The organism is Streptomyces sp. NPDC093111 (assembly GCF_040683955.1).
In the GTDB taxonomy this organism is placed as follows: Bacteria; Actinomycetota; Actinomycetes; order Streptomycetales; family Streptomycetaceae; genus Streptomyces.
In genome coordinates this window covers 20235-36242 of sequence record NZ_JBFBNW010000011.1, presented here as the reverse complement: position 1 = coordinate 36242, position 16008 = coordinate 20235, and the positions used below count along the sequence as shown (strand labels likewise).

The 16008-nt window shown below is 68.5% G+C and carries 17 protein-coding genes and 6 pseudogenes; 3 read left to right on the top strand and 20 right to left on the bottom strand.

The features are described 5' to 3' along the window. The 4 genes and pseudogenes from AB0Q96_RS20275 to AB0Q96_RS20260 form a co-directional block, all read right to left on the bottom strand. On the bottom strand, window positions 1–648 hold the full coding sequence (locus tag AB0Q96_RS20275) for a methyltransferase domain-containing protein (protein WP_365327259.1): 648 nt from the start codon (window positions 646–648) through the stop codon (window positions 1–3). A 187-nt stretch (window positions 649–835) separates the two neighbouring features. Continuing rightward, window positions 836–1861, bottom strand: coding sequence for a hypothetical protein (locus AB0Q96_RS20270; RefSeq protein ID WP_365327258.1), 1026 nt, complete (start codon window positions 1859–1861; stop codon window positions 836–838). Between the two features lie 326 nt (window positions 1862–2187). Continuing rightward, a pseudogene (locus AB0Q96_RS20265) lies at window positions 2188–2644 on the bottom strand (IS5 family transposase); the annotation flags it as partial. Between the two features lie 6 nt (window positions 2645–2650). Beyond that, a pseudogene (locus AB0Q96_RS20260) lies at window positions 2651–3031 on the bottom strand (Tn3 family transposase); the annotation flags it as partial. Between the two features lie 39 nt (window positions 3032–3070). Here AB0Q96_RS20260 and AB0Q96_RS20255 point away from each other — a divergent pair. Continuing rightward, window positions 3071–3343: pseudogene (locus AB0Q96_RS20255) on the top strand (transposase); the annotation flags it as partial. Between the two features lie 87 nt (window positions 3344–3430). Here AB0Q96_RS20255 and AB0Q96_RS20250 read toward each other — a convergent pair. The 8 genes and pseudogenes from AB0Q96_RS20250 to AB0Q96_RS20215 all read right to left on the bottom strand — a co-directional run bounded on the left by AB0Q96_RS20250 (window position 3431) and on the right by AB0Q96_RS20215 (window position 7739). Then, the gene (locus tag AB0Q96_RS20250) at window positions 3431–4609 is read right to left on the bottom strand and encodes an MFS transporter (RefSeq protein ID WP_365327693.1); all 1179 of its coding nucleotides are present in this window, start codon (window positions 4607–4609) and stop codon (window positions 3431–3433) included. A gap of 309 nt (window positions 4610–4918) precedes the next feature. Beyond that, entirely contained in the window at window positions 4919–5284 is a 366-nt protein-coding gene (locus AB0Q96_RS20245) for a hypothetical protein (RefSeq protein ID WP_365327256.1), read from the bottom strand. 30 nt (window positions 5285–5314) lie between these two features. Beyond that, window positions 5315–5595, bottom strand: a pseudogene (locus AB0Q96_RS20240) (IS1380 family transposase); the annotation flags it as partial. A 154-nt stretch (window positions 5596–5749) separates the two neighbouring features. Beyond that, window positions 5750–6262, bottom strand: coding sequence for an RICIN domain-containing protein (locus AB0Q96_RS20235; protein WP_365327254.1), 513 nt, complete (start codon window positions 6260–6262; stop codon window positions 5750–5752). A gap of 277 nt (window positions 6263–6539) precedes the next feature. Then, a pseudogene (locus tag AB0Q96_RS20230) lies at window positions 6540–7001 on the bottom strand (DUF2252 family protein); the annotation flags it as partial. 201 nt (window positions 7002–7202) lie between these two features. After that, on the bottom strand, window positions 7203–7409 hold the full coding sequence (locus AB0Q96_RS20225) for a hypothetical protein (protein ID WP_365327252.1): 207 nt from the start codon (window positions 7407–7409) through the stop codon (window positions 7203–7205). Beyond that, entirely contained in the window at window positions 7393–7572 is a 180-nt protein-coding gene (locus AB0Q96_RS20220; RefSeq protein WP_365327251.1) for a hypothetical protein, read from the bottom strand. The genes AB0Q96_RS20225 and AB0Q96_RS20220 overlap by 17 nt, the downstream gene beginning before the upstream one ends. An 11-nt stretch (window positions 7573–7583) precedes the next feature. After that, on the bottom strand, window positions 7584–7739 hold the full coding sequence (locus AB0Q96_RS20215; RefSeq protein WP_365327249.1) for a hypothetical protein: 156 nt from the start codon (window positions 7737–7739) through the stop codon (window positions 7584–7586). Between the two features lie 485 nt (window positions 7740–8224). Here AB0Q96_RS20215 and AB0Q96_RS20210 point away from each other — a divergent pair, with 485 nt between their 5' ends. Continuing rightward, window positions 8225–8761: a hypothetical protein gene (locus tag AB0Q96_RS20210; protein WP_365327247.1), complete on the top strand. Its 537-nt coding sequence runs from the start codon at window positions 8225–8227 to the stop codon at window positions 8759–8761. A gap of 88 nt (window positions 8762–8849) precedes the next feature. Here the strand turns inward: AB0Q96_RS20210 and AB0Q96_RS20205 are convergent, their stop codons facing one another. The 7 genes from AB0Q96_RS20205 to AB0Q96_RS20175 all read right to left on the bottom strand — a co-directional run bounded on the left by AB0Q96_RS20205 (window position 8850) and on the right by AB0Q96_RS20175 (window position 14086). Next, the gene (locus AB0Q96_RS20205; protein ID WP_365327245.1) at window positions 8850–9068 is read right to left on the bottom strand and encodes a hypothetical protein; all 219 of its coding nucleotides are present in this window, start codon (window positions 9066–9068) and stop codon (window positions 8850–8852) included. 106 nt (window positions 9069–9174) lie between these two features. Further along, window positions 9175–9414 (bottom strand): hypothetical protein, encoded by a 240-nt coding sequence (locus AB0Q96_RS20200; RefSeq protein ID WP_365327243.1) that lies wholly within the window; start codon window positions 9412–9414, stop codon window positions 9175–9177. A 183-nt stretch (window positions 9415–9597) separates the two neighbouring features. Further along, window positions 9598–9924, bottom strand: coding sequence for a hypothetical protein (locus AB0Q96_RS20195; protein ID WP_365327241.1), 327 nt, complete (start codon window positions 9922–9924; stop codon window positions 9598–9600). Next, a complete protein-coding gene (locus AB0Q96_RS20190) occupies window positions 9921–10265 on the bottom strand; it encodes a hypothetical protein (protein WP_365327239.1) in 345 nt (114 codons plus the stop codon). The genes AB0Q96_RS20195 and AB0Q96_RS20190 overlap by 4 nt, the downstream gene beginning before the upstream one ends. Before the next feature lie 1030 nt (window positions 10266–11295). Further along, window positions 11296–11730: a hypothetical protein gene (locus tag AB0Q96_RS20185; protein WP_365327238.1), complete on the bottom strand. Its 435-nt coding sequence runs from the start codon at window positions 11728–11730 to the stop codon at window positions 11296–11298. Between the two features lie 313 nt (window positions 11731–12043). Continuing rightward, complete coding sequence (locus AB0Q96_RS20180; RefSeq protein ID WP_365327236.1) at window positions 12044–13066, bottom strand: RNA-binding protein; 1023 nt, start codon at window positions 13064–13066, stop codon at window positions 12044–12046. Between the two features lie 324 nt (window positions 13067–13390). Continuing rightward, complete coding sequence (locus tag AB0Q96_RS20175; protein ID WP_365327234.1) at window positions 13391–14086, bottom strand: recombinase family protein; 696 nt, start codon at window positions 14084–14086, stop codon at window positions 13391–13393. Window positions 14087–14253: 167 nt separating this feature from the next. Between AB0Q96_RS20175 and AB0Q96_RS20170 the strand changes: the two genes are divergently transcribed. Then, a complete protein-coding gene (locus AB0Q96_RS20170) occupies window positions 14254–14643 on the top strand; it encodes a hypothetical protein (protein ID WP_365327232.1) in 390 nt (129 codons plus the stop codon). Window positions 14644–15225: 582 nt separating this feature from the next. Here the strand turns inward: AB0Q96_RS20170 and AB0Q96_RS20165 are convergent. Further along, window positions 15226–15980: pseudogene (locus AB0Q96_RS20165) on the bottom strand (IS5 family transposase). Between the last annotated feature and the right edge of the window lie 28 nt (window positions 15981–16008).

Below are 16008 nucleotides of genomic sequence, written 5' to 3'. Positions count from 1 at the left end.
TTACTGCTTGCGGGCCAGCAACTGCACCGCCTGCGACCGGTGGCCGTTCATCGTGGCGACCTCGATCCGGTGCTCGTCCACCAGGTCAAAGCCCGACAGCAGGGCGCGCAGCTCGGCGATGTCGTGATGACGACACACCGCACCGTCGTCAGTGGCGAAGACCCCGTACGGCGTGCCGAATTGCCGGGCGTAGGCGGCATAGCGGCTGTGGTTTCGTTCGTCGTCCTGGAGGGCCACGTCGCTGACGTAGAGCAGCCCGCCGGGCGCCAGAACGCGGTTCAACTCGTCGACCAGCGCCCGTTGAGCATTGCCGTCGGGGACGCACGTCAACACTGCGAACAGCAGGACCACGTCGAGGCTCCCCGACGCGTATGTCAGGTCCGGCGGAGAGTCCAGGACGGCGAAGCGCAGGTCGGGCCGCAACTGACGGCCCCGCTCGATCAGCGCGGGAGACAGGTCCACGCCGGAAACGTCACGGAAGCCGTGCTCGCTCAGCTCGGCCATGACACGGCCGTATCCACAGCCGTAGTCCAGGACCCGAGCATCCGGACCCACCCCCGCCAGCCAGCTGAGATTCACCGGATGGGTGAACGTCTTCGTTGCGCCGACGCTGTCCCAGTACGCGATCTGACTACCAAGATCCTTCATGCGAGTGCAGCATACGGCTCTCATCGGCTCCGGACGTCACCACTTGATCCACTTCTAAAACACGCCCTAGACGCCGTCGGCGGGCGTGATGAACGCGGAGCCCCTCGACTCGTTGAACCACTTCACCGGGTCTTTGAGCTTCGACATGCGTACTTCTTCGGTCGTGCTGACGAGTAGGTGGCCGGGGTCAGGGGAGGGTGGGGCCGGTGGTGCCGTCGAGGGCGGTGACGTCGCCGGTGAGGGTTCCGTTGTTGGCCAGGCCGGCGGCGCCGCCGGGGCGGCCGGGGCCGCCGTTGCCTCCCAGGAGGGTGCCGGCGGGGTGGGTGGGGCCGGTGACGACGAGCTGGTCGTTGTTGCCGTGGCCGCCGTTGCCGCCTTCCTCGCCCTGGTGACCGGCCCTGCCTCCCCTGCCGCCGCGGATGTCCACGGTTCCGGTGACCTGGGTGACCCCGTCGGTGCCGTGGCCGCCGTTGCCGCCTTCGCCGGCGGCGCTGCCGTTCCCGCCGGGCCCGCCGCTGATCACTGCCCGGTTGTCCGGGTTGCCGAGCAGGTAGATCTCGCTGTTGCTGCCGTCACCGCCCGCTCCGCCGTCGGCGTCCCAGTTGGCGGGCGACATCGCGCTGCCGCCGGGGCCGCCTCCGGCGATGACGGTGCCCTGGGCGGTGATGCTGCCGTCGTTGCCGATGCCGCCGGTGCCGCCGTCTCCCCTCTTGGTTCCTCCCTCGCCTCCGCTGCCGCCGATGACGGTGATGTGGTCGGTGCCGCCTCCGCCGAGGATGGTCCGGTTGTTGCCGTCCCCGCCGTTCCCGCCGCGATCGGTCACATATCCGCTGTCGGCGTCGCCGCCCCTGACGAAGATGGTGTCGTTGCCGGGGCCGCCGTCGATGGTCCCGTCGTTGCCGATCTGGCCGTTGCCGCTCGGGGTGCCCGACGAGGTCTCGCCCAGGACGATGATCGTGTCGTTCCCGGCCCCGGCTTCGACGGACGTACCGCGTACGACGCCTTCCCCGCAGCGGATCGTGTCGTCACCGCTGGTGCCGTGGATCGTCGTCCCCGACACCTCGACGAAGTTGACGGTGCAGGTGATTGACGGTGCGGCCGACGCCTGGCCGGGTATCGCTATGACCAGGCCGCATGCGCAAGCCAGGGCGGCGGTGGCGGAGAGCGCGGCTCTCCGCGACGCGGAGTAGACGAACGGACCGTGTACAGACATCGGATCTCCCCAAGACGGTGGCTCTGCGGGCAGGATCAACAGAGAACCGCCCGCGCGACCGGGTGCCCCCCATCGCGTGATCATCTCTCCCCTGCAAGCGTCCGCCCACTCCGGCGGCTGGGACTTTGGCTGAAGAAGATCGACTCACCGATCTCATGGCCCGGTGACGGACCAGGGCGAGTGCGGCGCTGACCGTCGAGATGGGTCGCGGTATCGGCCTTGGTGATCACAGCCAGAACCGACGCCATGGGCTCGAACGCCCGGTCAGAGTTGACGGTGAGGTTCCAGCTGGCGTCTAAGCCGTTTCCTTCGGATCGCCTCGCTGACCAGATGAAGATGGCGGCGAGGTGGAGTCCGGCGAGGTAGATGGTGGCGGTCTTGTCGTAGCGGGTGGCCAGGCCGCGGCATTGGCTTGTTGATGCAGCGCTCGACGGTGTTCCGCTGCTTGTAGGCCTCGCGGTCGAAGGCCGGTGGGCGGCCACCACGGCGGCCGAGCCGTTTGCGGTTGGCGGCCTGGTCGGCGGGTTGCGGGATCACCGCCCGGATCCCGCGCCGCCGCAGATACCGTCGGATCGCCCGCGACGATTAGGCCTTGTCGGCAAGAACCGCATCCGGGGTGATCCTGGGACGGCCGATCCGCCTGGGTACCCGTAGCCGGTCCATGACCTGCGTGAACGCTGGTGCGTCGCCGGCCTGGCCGGGCGTGATGACGAACGCCAGCGGTCGGCAACGGCTGTCTGCGGCGAGGTGGATCTTCGTGGTCAGTCCGCCGCGGGAGCGTCCAAAGGCAAGGTCCGGCAGGTCGATCTTCGGGAGCATCTTCTCGACCCGCTTGCGCAGCCAGGTCAGGGACTTCGACTCGCCGAGGGCGCCGAGCTTGTCGACGTGCAGCTTCACCCGCCCGTCGTCCTGCACCTCGCTGGAGAGCTTCGCCGCCGGTCCCGCCTCCTCCAGCCGCTTGACGAGCTGCTTCCACCCGGCGTCCAGTCCCCGCACCAGCTCCGCCAAGTGCTCCTTGAGGGGCATGTCCAGACTCGGGGCCGCCAGGACGTCCTCGCACACCGCGTCCCACTCGGGGCCCTCCAGCAGGCGGGCCCGGGGGTTGGACCAGCGGTGCGAGGGCGAGGCGAACACGTCACGGTTGTTCAGCGCGCGGTGCAGCGGCTCCAGCGGCGTGGCGCCGGGCCACCGGCTCGGGCCTGGTCCCGCCTGCCGACGCCGGACCCCGCCTGTGGTCCCGGGCGGTCGTCCTCGACCGTCGGCAGCAAGACCCGCGGCTACGACGCAGGGAAGAAAATCAACGGCCGCAAGAGACACATCGCCGTCGACACCCTCGGTCTGCCCGTGATCATCACGGTGACGCCCGCCAGCATGACCGACCGCGACGCAGCCCGCGAACTCCTCTGGGACCTGCGTCTCACCCAGCCGCAGATCACACAGGTCTGGGCCGACTCCGCCTACGCTGGCCAGCTCGTGAACTGGCCCGACGACCGTCCCCGCCGCCTCATCCGTAGAGGCCGTACCGGTCACTGGGCAAGGAAGCCACCAGCAGCCCGTTGACGGAGGGGTCTACCCAGCCGGTTCGGGTCGTAGCCGCAGCAGCCGTCCGCCGAGTAACACCGCGCAGGCCGCGACAGAAAGCAGGCCGCCGGCGAGGAAGGCGCCCCGCACCTCGGCAAGCGGCAGGATCAGTCCTCCGAGCGCGGCGCCGGCCGCGATGCCGGCGTTGTAGGCGCCGGAGTTCGCCGCGAGCGCGATATCCGTGCGACCTGGAGCACAATGCAGCATCGCGTTCTGGGTCGTCATGAACACCGGCCCGACGGCACCGCCCATCAGCACCAAGAACACCACCGCTGCCACCGGATCGGTGCCCGCCACGTACAGGCCGAGCAAGCCCACCGCCTGAGTGGCCACGGCAGCGGCCAGCGCGGCATGCGGAAACCGATCCAGCACGGCCCCGGTGACACTCACCCCGAACAGACACGCAACACCGAAAGCCATGAACAGGACGCTCACAGTGCTGGGAGGGAAGCCGCTCACGTCGCCCAGGAACCTCACGATGTAGGTGAATCCCGCGAACGCCCCGGCAGCGGACAAGGTTCCGGCCGCCAGCACGATCCCGAACCGCCGGACGTCGGGACTGACTCCGTAGGCGGCGTCCTCTTCTTCCGGCCGTGACGTCGGCAGCAGAACGGCGATCGTCAACAGAGAGACGATCCCCAGACCTGCAAGCACGGCGACTGGCACCCGCCAGTCACTGAGACGGCCCAACCAGGTCCCGGCGGGCACACCGATCACAAGTGCGAGCGAACCAGCGACGGACAGCGCCCCGACCACACGCCCACGCACCGCGGGCGCGAACAGCCCCACCGCGACCGGCCCCATCACGGCCCAGAACAGCGCTTGAGCGAGCGCGGTCAGTAGCCGTGCCATGAGAAGCAGCCAATAGGAAGTGGTCAGCGCGGCAGCCAGACTGGACACGACCAGCGCGGCCAGGAGTCCCGTGAGCACGTAGCGCCGGGGCACTGCCCGCATGACGTGGGCGAGCGGCAGAGAGGCAACGGCCACCGTCACGCCATAGCCGGTAACCAGAAGACCGACCGCTGACACCGATACCCGCAGGTTTTCGGAGATGACCTCCAGGAGGCCGATAGGCAGGTTCTCCGCAGTGTTGAAGGTGAAGGCGGCCAGCATCAGGGCGGCAAGCACCGCCGGCCCGTGCCATGAAGCCGGTCGTGGCGCGACCATGCCGCCTTTTCCCGACCCCGCCCGTTGCGCCTGCTCCGTGGCACCGTCCATGGAGGTACCTCACCGGGTTCACCGGACCACCGCAACCCCAATTCATATGCCCCACGAACGGAGGCGACCTTCGGGATCCTCCATTCGCCCTGGGTTCAGAACACCTACTCAGCAGCGCCCGGACGACTGGCTTCGTTGCGACAGGACAACAGCCGTGAACATCTGCTCTCAGTTCTGACCTGTGCAGCCAGGCACCCCGCCGACGGCACCCGCTGCACCGCTCCCACGTCCTGAACGCCCTCGCGTACAAGTTCCAGGTCATTCCTCGGTGCTCCCCTGCCCATCGCCGATGGCGACGCGCAGAGCGTGCACGCCCCGAACGGCGTCGACCATGGCTTCCGCCACGCCGCCCAGAGCCTTCCGGGTGCCCTGCACGCCGCCGTGATCGGCGTGCAGCTGAGCGGCGAGCGCAAAGGACGCCGCGATCACGGCGATCAAAGACGCGTCTCGCCCTGGACCCGGTTCGCCCTCGTCCGCCGCCGAGACCTGCGTCGCCGTGCGTTCCAGCCGGTTCGCCAGGACGTTCGCCGCAAGGCCGGAGTCTGGCCCCACCTGCTCGCCCCGGCCCGTCACGGCGTCGAAGACGTCCTCGATCTCCCCCGCCCCGGCCAACCGCGTCGACACGCCTTTGTCGACGGCGGTCGGCAGCCGTCAGGCCGTCGGCGTGGAGGCCACCGGGCCGAACACCTCGCCCTGGTCCCGCAGCGCGGCCAGATCCGCGATCGCCTCGCCGCCGTCAGCCACCATCACCGCGCGGTCGGCGGCGGTCCGGCCTGGGGCTTGACCGGTGCCGCGTCGCCGAAGCGGCCTCAGCGCGGTGGAGTACGCGCTGGTCAGCCCGGTGGCATCGGCGAGATCAGACAGCAGCCGTGCCCCACCAGCCCCGCACCGTCGGCAGAGACGCGGAGCTTGGGACGCGAACCGGTACCCTGCACGCAGAAAGCGCCTTCCGCCTGGACCGGCAGACCCCCTCGACAAGGGGCATCGTCCCAGCCCAGAAGGCACTTTCGCGTTCCCGCCCGTGATCCGGATGGACCCCAAGCGAAAGCCCGAGGGTAGGCGCCGTCCCACCCGGCGGGTGCGCCGCGGTCAGTGCCAGATCTGGTGCTGGCCGCCGTTGTAGTACCACACGGAGGCATGGGCGCCCGCACTCGTCGTGGCGCCGGGTATCTCCAGCACCAGACCGCCGGTGGCGTCGTTCACGTAGGTCTCGCCGTAGTTGTCGCCCATCGCGCGCCAGTGCTGGTTGCCGCCGCCGTTGCACGCCCACTGGACGAGCCGCGCGCCGGCGCCCTGGCCGCCGGGGATGTCCAAGCACTTGCCGCTTGCAGCGTTGACGAGCTGGCCGTCCCGGAGCAACCACTTCTGGTTGTTGCCGCCGTTGCACGCCCACTGGATGACGGACGCTCCATTGGCCCCACTGCCGCCACCGACGTCCAGGCACATGCCGCTCGTGTTGTTGATGACGTAGGTCGGGTAGGTGCCGTTCGCGGCGGAAGCAGAGCCGGCGCTCATCAGCAGGCTGGTGCCCGCCAGGGCCAGCGCGGCGGCGCCTGCCGCCACCGTACGGCCGATATTCCGGGTGCGGGTGGTGCTGTTCATCGTTCTCATCCCCCAAAGAATCGTACGGTTGTCCACTCTTGGGAGGGTGATCTTAGTGCTGTGACGGCATACGTTTGCCGGGTGGGTCAGGCATGGTCTACTGGTGCGGCCCGCCGGGCTTGCCGCCGTTCGTGCCGGCGACGTTCCCCCCCCCCGGTGATGGACCCACCGGTCGTGTTTCCGGCGGTGTTGCCGACGTGTTTCCTCCCGTGGTGTTCCTGGCGGTGTTGCCGGCGATGTTCCCCGAGGTGCCGCCGCCCACCAGGGGAGGCAGCTCCTCCGAGGGCAGCCAGCCCACGGACACGGCATCGACGAGGGCGTGGTGGTCGCGTTCGTTCCGCTCGGCGTAGGCGTTTCCGTGAACGTCGCGAGTGCTCGGTCGAACGAGTCGCCGCCGGCCAGGTACGCGGCGATCGCGATGCCGTCGCCGGACCGCGCGTGCCACGGGCCGGCGCGACCCCGCGCAGTTCGCCGAACGGCTGCATGCGTCTCGGATTCATCCTCCCTGACAGGGCGATGCCCTCCAGTCCCGCAGATGGCGAACGTGGAAGTCGCGCTTCCTGCCGTCGATCCCGTCCACCCGCTCCCAGCCGAGGAAGATGCCGCTGGTCGACTGCATCAACCGTTGGCCGGAGACGACGCGTTCCCCCTGAGGGTCCTGCCCGTGCTGCTGCACGGGTGGATCGCGTCTCCCCGTGGACGGCGGCCAGGCTGGAGTTCCCCTCCAGCCCTGGGGCATGGTCGCCGCAGGTGCTGCGACCGTGGAGCATGCCAAACGTGCCACTCGCGCGCGGCTTGTGGCTGGTGGGAATCAGCATCTGCCAGCTCGTGGGATGAGGTCACATTCCGCGTCGGCGATTTCCCGGAGCAGCCTTCCACGCGGGACGTCGAATGCTGAGCCTCGTACCACGACGGGGCTCAGCACGCCGGCGCCTTACGGTCAGTCGATGGAGAACCAGCCGCGGACCTGGGCCTCGTGGTCGACGAAGCGCTCGCCGGAGACGTCGACGACGACCTTGTCGATGGTGCCGCCGGTGAAGCGGAACGGCGCCTGGTAGTCGGCGGTGACGGGCGAGGCGTCGTCGCGTCCTACGCAGATCCCGTCATCCGACCAGGCAGAAGTAGCCAGGCTAGGTGACGATGTCACCGCTGCCCACCAGCTGGTCGTCGACGTAGAGGGTGAGAGTTCCCGCTGCACCCGGCATCGCCGGATCGGCGCTGCGTCCGTTCGCGGCGAACTCGGCCGTCAGTACGTGTCTGCCCTGTGCGATCTCCCGGTCGGCGACCACGATTTGCAGGTGCGTGCCCACCCAGTTGAAGGCTAGTGCAGGCGGTGGTTCTTGACGTAGAGGCTGTGGCCGCCGGCGATGTCACCATGGGCGTACAAGACGCCCTCGGCGTCGGCCGACTCGATGTCGACCTCGGCGGCGATGGTGTACGACCGGCCGCTGATCACGACTCCGGACTGCTCGGGCACCGAGGCGGTGTCGGGGTGGTAGATGATCGTTCGTCTCCTGGTGGTACATCAGCTGCACCCTTGTTGACCTGGGAAGACGGCGATCCGTAAGGCTCTTGGGCGGGGGCTGGTCCGGAAATAGTCCGGTGGGCGCTCGCTCAGGCGGTGTCTCGGCTCTAGGGGCAGTGATCGGGAGCGATTGGCATCGGACGGGTCAGATGGCGGCTGTCCAGCCGTCCACGGCGATTCGACGTCCGGCCGTGGATCCGTGGGTTGCTCCAAAGCCCGGGAGCCGGAACGGCCGGGGGTGGACGTCCAACGGGATGAAGCGGGTTCCGGCCGATGGTGTCCCGGCAGAGCCGGCCCCGGCCGCACCCGCCGGTCCGGTCAGGACCAGGAGACCGCGTCCGGCAGCTACTGCCGCGCGCTCGCCGCTCACCGGGCGATCGCCCGCCCCGCCTCAAGGACCCGGCTCCGGCCAGCTACAAGCAGCTCTGGGGCTGAAGATGAAGCGCATCTGGATCACCGCCGCCGCTGCCGCTGCCGCGCTCGGGGTGTCGGGCGCCGCGTACTACGGCTACAACGCCAGCGGCGAGGTCACCGTCTTCTCGCTGTGCGCGCCGCAGGCGAGCACGCCCGAGTACGTCGCCGCCTACGCGCCGACCGTCGTCATCGCCACGGTCACCGACCGCACCCGCTACATCCCCGACGCCTCCGACCCGCCCACCGGCGTCGCCGTCGCCACCCTGCGCGTCGAGAAGACCCTCAAGGGCACCGCCCCCACCGACCTGACGGTTGCCCAGTCCTTCGCCAAGGCGCCCGACGGCACGTACACCACCCACGAGCCGCTCTACCAGTCCCTCGACCCCGCCCGCCGGTACGCCGTCGCCGTCCTCGACCGCACTGAGCACGACGGCCGCTGGGTATGGGGCGCGGACGCAGCGGACAGCGCGGCCGCCGACGACCGGTGGGCCGCGGCGGTCGCTGCGCGCGCGATCATCCCGGAATCCACCTTCGACGACACCCAGACCACCACGCCCTGACACCGCATGGGCCGAACGTGGAGCGGACGGGACCTTGGAGGTGTCGTCGTGAGGGCCCTGACGATCCGCCAGCCGTACGCCGACGCGGTCATCCGGGGCGGATGAAGGACGGAGAACAGGACGCGCCGGTGAAGTTCTTCTGTCCCTTGAACGAGGCGAACGGCCGCATTGGCAATGCCAGCTCGAAGGGCTCTGCCCACCAGCACGCCAACGGACCGGAACACTCGACGCCATCGGTGCCGACGAACCCGACCTCGACGCCCGAGGAGTGCTCCCGGGCGGAAGCCACCACTGCGGACCCGTCCACGAACACCTCCGCCCTGCCGGGACCGTCCCCGTTACTGCGAGGGAGGAGCACCCTGCGGACCACCGTGGCCGAGAGTCGGATTTCGTCACGCGCTCTCGGGCCGCCGTCAGGGCCGCAGTTGCCGCGTCTGTGGGTCGAAGCAGTTGAGGCCCATCGACGAAGCAACCCCCGCCGCGTAGGCAGATGCCTCAACCGCCATGCTCCAGCGCATGGGGAAGTAGATCAGCGGGCCGCCGGCCTCCCTGATCAGCGGACCCGTCGACCAAGGCGTGATGTCGTCCTCGTCCTCGGTGAGATCCGGCCACCGGTCCAAGAGCGCCGCGACGAAGGCCGCTATTCGCTCCACCGGAGGAACCGCAGGCTACTCCGTGTCGATGTAGCGGTCGTACAGATCGGTGAAGCACAGGGCCGCAGCGGCGTCATCCGCCGGCCGCTCACCCACCCACACCGCAAGGTCATAACTCATGGGCACAGCCTGCCACCCCTCACCGACACTGTTCTTGATCAGAGGCCGCAGCAGTGGACGTGCTCAGGAAGGATTTCGCCGCTGACGATCCTGAAGCTGCCGACGGGCGGTCGACCAAACGATCTCGAACTCATCGGCCGACAACCACTGCGGGTCGTGCCCTTCCCACTCGGAGATGGGTAGTTCCGCAGTCAGACCGTAGACACTCTCGTAGCCAGCCAGCCGACCGGCGCTCTGGGCTTCTTGCCACTCCGCCAGCGACGCAGCGGCCAGAGCCTTGCTGCCGGGCTCCTGCAACTCGACTTGCCGGATCACGTGCCCATCGGTGTCCAGCTCGAAGTAGAAGCAGACGGCCTCCTCGTCCCAGAAGCAGCGAAGCCAGCGCGTCACTGGTTCACCGTGTCGAAGGGCTCGTCGTGCCAGCGCCAGCCGGCGGTGCCGTCGTCGTGGATGTTCAGCATGAACTCGGCGACGGGATTCCCGTCGGGAAACGTCAGGGTGAGCGCACTGCGGATCTGGAAGTAGCACTCGTCGATCTGTTCCCATGCCTCTTCGTCGACAGCCCGCTCCTGCTCCGCGAACAGCGGACGGAACTCTTCAAAGCCGGGAAGTGTCTCAACGTCGGCGTGCATCCAGGGCCAATCGGCGCCGGTCACCGCCAGCCGGGCAACCTCGTGGTCGCCGCGGTAGAGCCGCCAGACACTGCCGGTGGCCAGATTCGGGTTGCTCATCTAGCCATGATGACGATCACCACTGACATTGCGATCCCCATCGCGCCCCTCGATGACCGCCGGACCTCGACCCCGTCGTCGACCCGGGTCGCATCGAAGCCCGCCACCTGCAGCAGGGCCTCATCGGAAAGCGCACGCGTCCGGTGAGACCGGACAGACACCAGCACCAACGGACCAGACCATCTGAGACAACGAGCGAATCGGACCAGAGCATCTGAGACAGGGACCAGATTGCCTGAGACGGGACACACCGACCGGGGTGGTCGGCCTGGGGAGGTCTACGGCCTGGCGCACGGTGGTTGTCACCATCTGCTCGCGCTACCTGTCACCTTCGATAGCTGAGCGGCTTTCTTGTCACCTGCTGTTCGTTAAAGATCGGCTTCGGTAGTAGGTGACGGCTGGCTCGATGTCCTGCGTGTTCGAGCGAGCGGGTACTGAAGAGGCGCCGGGCGAGTTGTGGTCGGACCGGTGCCAGTGGGCAGAAATGTCCGCCGAGGTCGAGACGGCGGCCGGGCGTTCGGCCCTTGATCTCGGTGACGGCTGGGCACGTCGCTGGACGGTTACGTGGCGAACCGGAGCCGGCGAGGTGACGTGTGCGGTCCGGGATCCGGACGGTCTGATCGTCTCGGGGTTGCCGATGCGCCGGTTCTCGTGGCGGCGGGAAAGTCGCCGCCTACTGTCGACGAATCTCTGACTCAGATCACTAATTCAACCACCGATGGCGGCATCGGTCACCGGGGCGTCCTCGGCGGGCTAGGCGCCGAGGCCTTCCCAGTTCGACTCCTGCTCGGTGGGGCGCGGGGCGCAGGGGGTCCGGCCGCCCGGTTCTGCCGGGCCGACCTCGGTGAGGACTTCTCCGGCCCGGCCCGCACACGCACTCTGAGTTTGCGGCCCCCGGGGCGGTCTGTGTCCGGAGGTTCCGGTGCCGTTCCCGGGGCGGGGTGCTGTCGCAGGGGCTCAGAGTGCGTGGGTCACCGGGTGGCGGCGAGTCGCTCTCGGTGCGGGCTCTGGAGCCGGGTGGAGCCTCTGGTCAGCAGGACACCACGGCCGAGACGGTCGCGGTCGACGGGGGCCAGCCCCACTGGTTCACGGAGAAGTTGCCGGTGACCGTCGAACCGCACGGCGCGGTGGCGACGATGCTGCCGACCGAGGTCGTGCCCGCCTGCACGAGTACGGTCGGGTTGATGGGCGCGATCGGGGCGCTGCCGACGACCGTGCCGGAGACCGTGAAACCGACCTGCTGGGGCTGCCACTCGGAGTTGGTCGTGGCTGCGACCCCGTAGAAGCGGACCTGGTTGCCGGTCACCTCGACACAGGCCCTGGTCAGTAGGATCCCGGGCGCACCGGGGGTGCCGCAGGTGACGACGGCGCCGACCGGCCCGGTCGGCGCGGCGACGGCTTCCTGGCCGGTGGCCAGGGTAGCCAGGGTCGCAGCGGCGACCGCAACAGTGGCAAGACTCTTCATGGGGTCTCTCCCTCTTCCGTTGCCCTCATCTGAGAGCAATGTGAAATGTCACATACCTTGCGAGTGGATCATGGCAGTGCACCGAGGTGGGCAGCGCCGGATTCCGAAGGGAAAGGTGTTCTTCTACTGGTTCCGGCCACCGAATGGCCCGAATGCCGTGTCAGTGGCCACGCAAGAAGCTGCCGCGCCCTCGTCGGCGGGGCGGAGGTCTTCGGTGATGAGGGTGAGGCGGCGGATTGTGCCGGGGCGCGCTAGTTGTCACCCGAGGCATCAGCCGGGCTGGACGAACCCATGGAAGGGAGCAGGATGGTTGTCACCATCTGCGCGCGCCGCTTGTCACTATCGGGAGTTGATCGGCCTTCTCGTCACCTGGCGTTCGGCGGTGGTCACCATCGGGCGCGCAGTACACCGTCGCTGTCAGGCAGGGCGGCGCAATGCAGCGGTGGTGTTCGTCGAGGTACATGGGTAGGGCACAGGCCGCCCGCGCTTCGGCTACCAAGGCGGCGAGCTCTTGGTACTCGGTGTCATCGACGATCGTGTGGCTGATCGTCCCGTCCTGCGCCTCCCAGACGAATTCCACGGATCCCTCTTCCGGCAGCGAGGCGAGGACCGCGCCGACATCGGGAGTCAGGTCGGGCCAGACGGTCAGAAGGGCGCGCGGGCCTAGACCGGCGCGCACCACGTCGAGGTTCTCCGTCGTGAGGCGGTGCCAGCGTGTGGCGTTGCGAACGTAGGCCTCCTCCAGGAGCGCCGTCTGTCGCGAGTCCAGCGTTGTGCGCACGCGCTCCCAGAAAGCCTCGTCGGCGACCTTCGTCACTCCCGGTTCGTCGAACTGCGCTGCGTAGGGGGAGGCCGGCATAGGTTCTGGGAAGAGGCCGAGTTCGCGTGTACGGGTCACAGCGTCTGCGCAAGGCCAGTCGCTGCCTACGTACACGTACTGGTCCCACCCGACGTGCACGGTGAACACGTCGCCCGTCTCCAGGCGGCACCAGGCGCCGTGGTCGCGGAGCATGACCCGGACAAGCTCAAGAGCGACGGGAAGGGAGACCTCGGCCCCGTCGTGGAATCCGGTGAGGTCGGGCGGGAAGAGTTCGCCGAGGCCGTGCCCCTCGGCCGGTGGTTCCAGGTCGAAGTGGACGAAGCCGGTGACCTGGGGCTCGCGGATCTCCAACTGGTCGATGCCCGAGGCCTCCGCGAAGGCGGCGATCGCCGCCAGGTACGCCGCTTCGACCGGCCCGTGATCACTGACTGTGTCCTCAGTTCCGGTGTAGTGACCGTGCTCATCACGGTCGGCGGGGTCGTACTTGGTGATCCGGTGGACGAAGGACGGCGGCACGCTGCTCCCTGTGCAATTAGAAGAGCTGTCAGCGTAGATCCCGGCCCCCCAGTCGACTGGCGGTGTCAGATGCCGTGCTCAGGTGACAGCTGTCGCGCTCCGGCACAACCGTTCCCATGGTGACCGAGCGCGCTACCTGGCGGGACTCGCCAACTTCAGTGCTCACTTCGCAAATGCCCTGACCTATGCGTTTGGTGGCCTCGGGGAACATCGGTTCACGGCTGGCGCTGAGAACGATCATGGTCAGGGTGTGGGCGCGCTGACTCGGTTCTCGTACGGCTTCGGGGATCAATCAGGACGTGGTTAGCGGTAAGCCCCTGATGGTCAGGTCGCGGCCGTGATGCGGGTGGCGTAGACGTGGTGGGCCTTGCGCTCGGCGGAGCTGGCGGTGTCGGTTGTGAGGGCGGCGGCCTGCTGTAGCGCGGTGCGGTGGAGTTCGAGCGGTGCGGTGATCCGGAGGGAGTGGCCCTGGCTGCGGTGGATGGTCCGGCCGGAGGCGAGCGCGGTGCGGATGGTCTCGTCGCCACCGGCGAGGAGGTGGTCGGTGAGCAGGCCGGGCAGGTCGAGGGTGATCACCGGGTCCGGCTCCGGCTGCTGTTCGGGGTCGGTGGAGATGTCGAGCTGCTCGGGCAGTTCGCGGGCGCCGGCGGCGTCCAGGATGCGGCGGATCGTCTTCGGGTCGACCCGGTGCTGCCGGGCGAGGGCCTTGACAGCGGTGCCTTCGCCGAACGCCTCGACCACCTTCGCCGCCTGGTCCGGGTCGAGTGCGCCGGGGCGGCCGAGCGTCTTGCCGGAGGCTTCGGCGGCGACGCCTTCGCGGGTGTTCTCCGAGATCATGTCGCGCTGGAACTCCAGCACGGCTGCGAGCACGTTGACCATCAAGTGGGTGCCGGGGTCGTCGGAGGCGAGGCCGATGCTGGACAGCAGCCCGGACTCGACCCGCAGGTGCAGGCCGCGGCGGATCAGCACCGGCCGCAGGGCGAGGATGTCCGCCGTCGAGAGGAAGAGCTGGTCAGCCATGTGCTCTTCGCCTTCCCCGGGTGGGCCGGGCGGGGGCCGGGCGGTGTCCGCTGGCCACCCTGGCGGGGGCGGAGTGGGGAGGCGGAACGGTGGGCCGGATCCGATTGGATCGGCGGCCGGTTCCGGCACGAGGGCGTGGTCCTCATCTGGAGGCGTTCTTCGGTTGCATGTACTTCGCGGCCATGCGGTCGGCCGAGGTGATCCATCTCCGACTTGAACAGGGCCACTTGCCCGAGGCCGGCTGGGGCATGCTCAACCTGACGGGTGGCGTAGTTGCCGCAGGCAAGGACTGGACAGATGGCGGCGAGGCGTACGAAGTTCATCCGCTCAAGCGCCGTGCTGCGACGGCAAGCCGACCTGTACCCATTCCGCCGCACTTCGTTCGTGTCCTGCGTGCTCACATCGAGCGCTTCGGCGTGGCTCGGGACGGGCGGGTGTTTCAGAACCAGGCAGGAAACCACGTGGACACGTCGGCGTACGGGATCACATGGTCGAACGCGCGAGAGTGCGTCCTGACGCGCACGGAGCTCGCGGCGGGTCTGGCCAAGCGACCCTAGGACCTCAGGCATGCCGGCATCTCGTTCTGGCTGTACTCGGGGGTGGACCCTGCCGAGTGCGCGCGGCGAGCCGGGCACAGCATCCAAGTTCTGTTCAGGTAATACGCCAAGTTCCTCGATGGGGTTCAGGAGCAGGCCAACCGGCTCATCGAGCAGTCCATGGAGGAGTGGGACCGCGCCAGCAAGGGCGCGCCACCCGCCCGGTGAGCGGATTTTGGTCCGTGACTGGTCCGGAACAGCTGGTCAGGACTGGGAGCGGTGTGGGATGAACCGGGAGGAACGGAAAGAATCGGCGTCTGCGTCGAGCTGGTCTCACCAGCGGCGCCTGACGGGCAAAAGCCCAGGTCAGACGCCGCTGTTCGGGCTTCTAGAAGAAGCCGAGCAGCTTCGGCGAGTACGAAACGAGAAGATTTTTCGTCTGCTGGTGGTACAGCAGATGCATCCCTGCTGACCTGCGAGAATGGAGTTTCGTAAGGCTCTCGGGTGGGGGCTGGTCCGGAAATGGTCCGGATCTTGGTCTGGCTGGTGCCTGCCTGGCCCGTAGTTGCGCCCTAGGGGCTGTCCGCAATGTCAGTTGGGGAGCTATAGCCGCAGGCAGGCGATGGTGACCAGGGCTTTGTAGTGGCGGGCTCGTTTGTCGTAGCGGGTGGCGAGGGCCTTGTTCTGCTTGAGCCGGTTGAAGCAGCGTTCGACGACGTTGCGGCGCCGGTAGACCTCGCGGTCGAGACGGCACAGGCTCTCGCCCCGCCGGAGGCGTCCGTTGATCTGGTCGACGCGTTCGGGGATGGTGCAGGCGATGCCGCGTTTGCGCAGGTAGGAGCGGATCTTGCGGGACGAGTAGCCCTTGTCGCCGACCACCCGCAGTGGTCGGGTGCGGGGCCGGCCGGGCCCGTTTCGCTTGATGTGGATGCGGGCCATGACCGGCTCGAACTGCGTGCAGTCGTTGACGTTCCCGCCGGTGATCGTGAAGGCGAGCGGCCGGCCCTGACCGTCGCGGGCGAGGTGGATCTTCGTGCTCAGTCCGCCGCGCGACCGGCCGAGTGCTTCGCCGGTCCAGGGCCCCCTTTTCGGGCTCCGGCGGCGTGCTGATGGGCCCGCACACCTGTCGAATCGACGCAGACGATCGACCAGTCGACCTCGCCGATCGCGTCCGAGTGCTGCTGGACATGGGCCAGGAGACGGTCCCAGGTTCCGTCCGCTGACCAGCGGCGGAACCGTTCGTATACGGTCTTCCACGGCCCGTACCGCTCGGGCAGGTCCCGCCAGGCCGCACCCGTGGACAACTTCCACAGGATGCCATTGAGGACCTGCCGCCGGTCCCGCACCGGACGCCCCATCCGGGGCGGAGCCAGCAACGGCCCGATC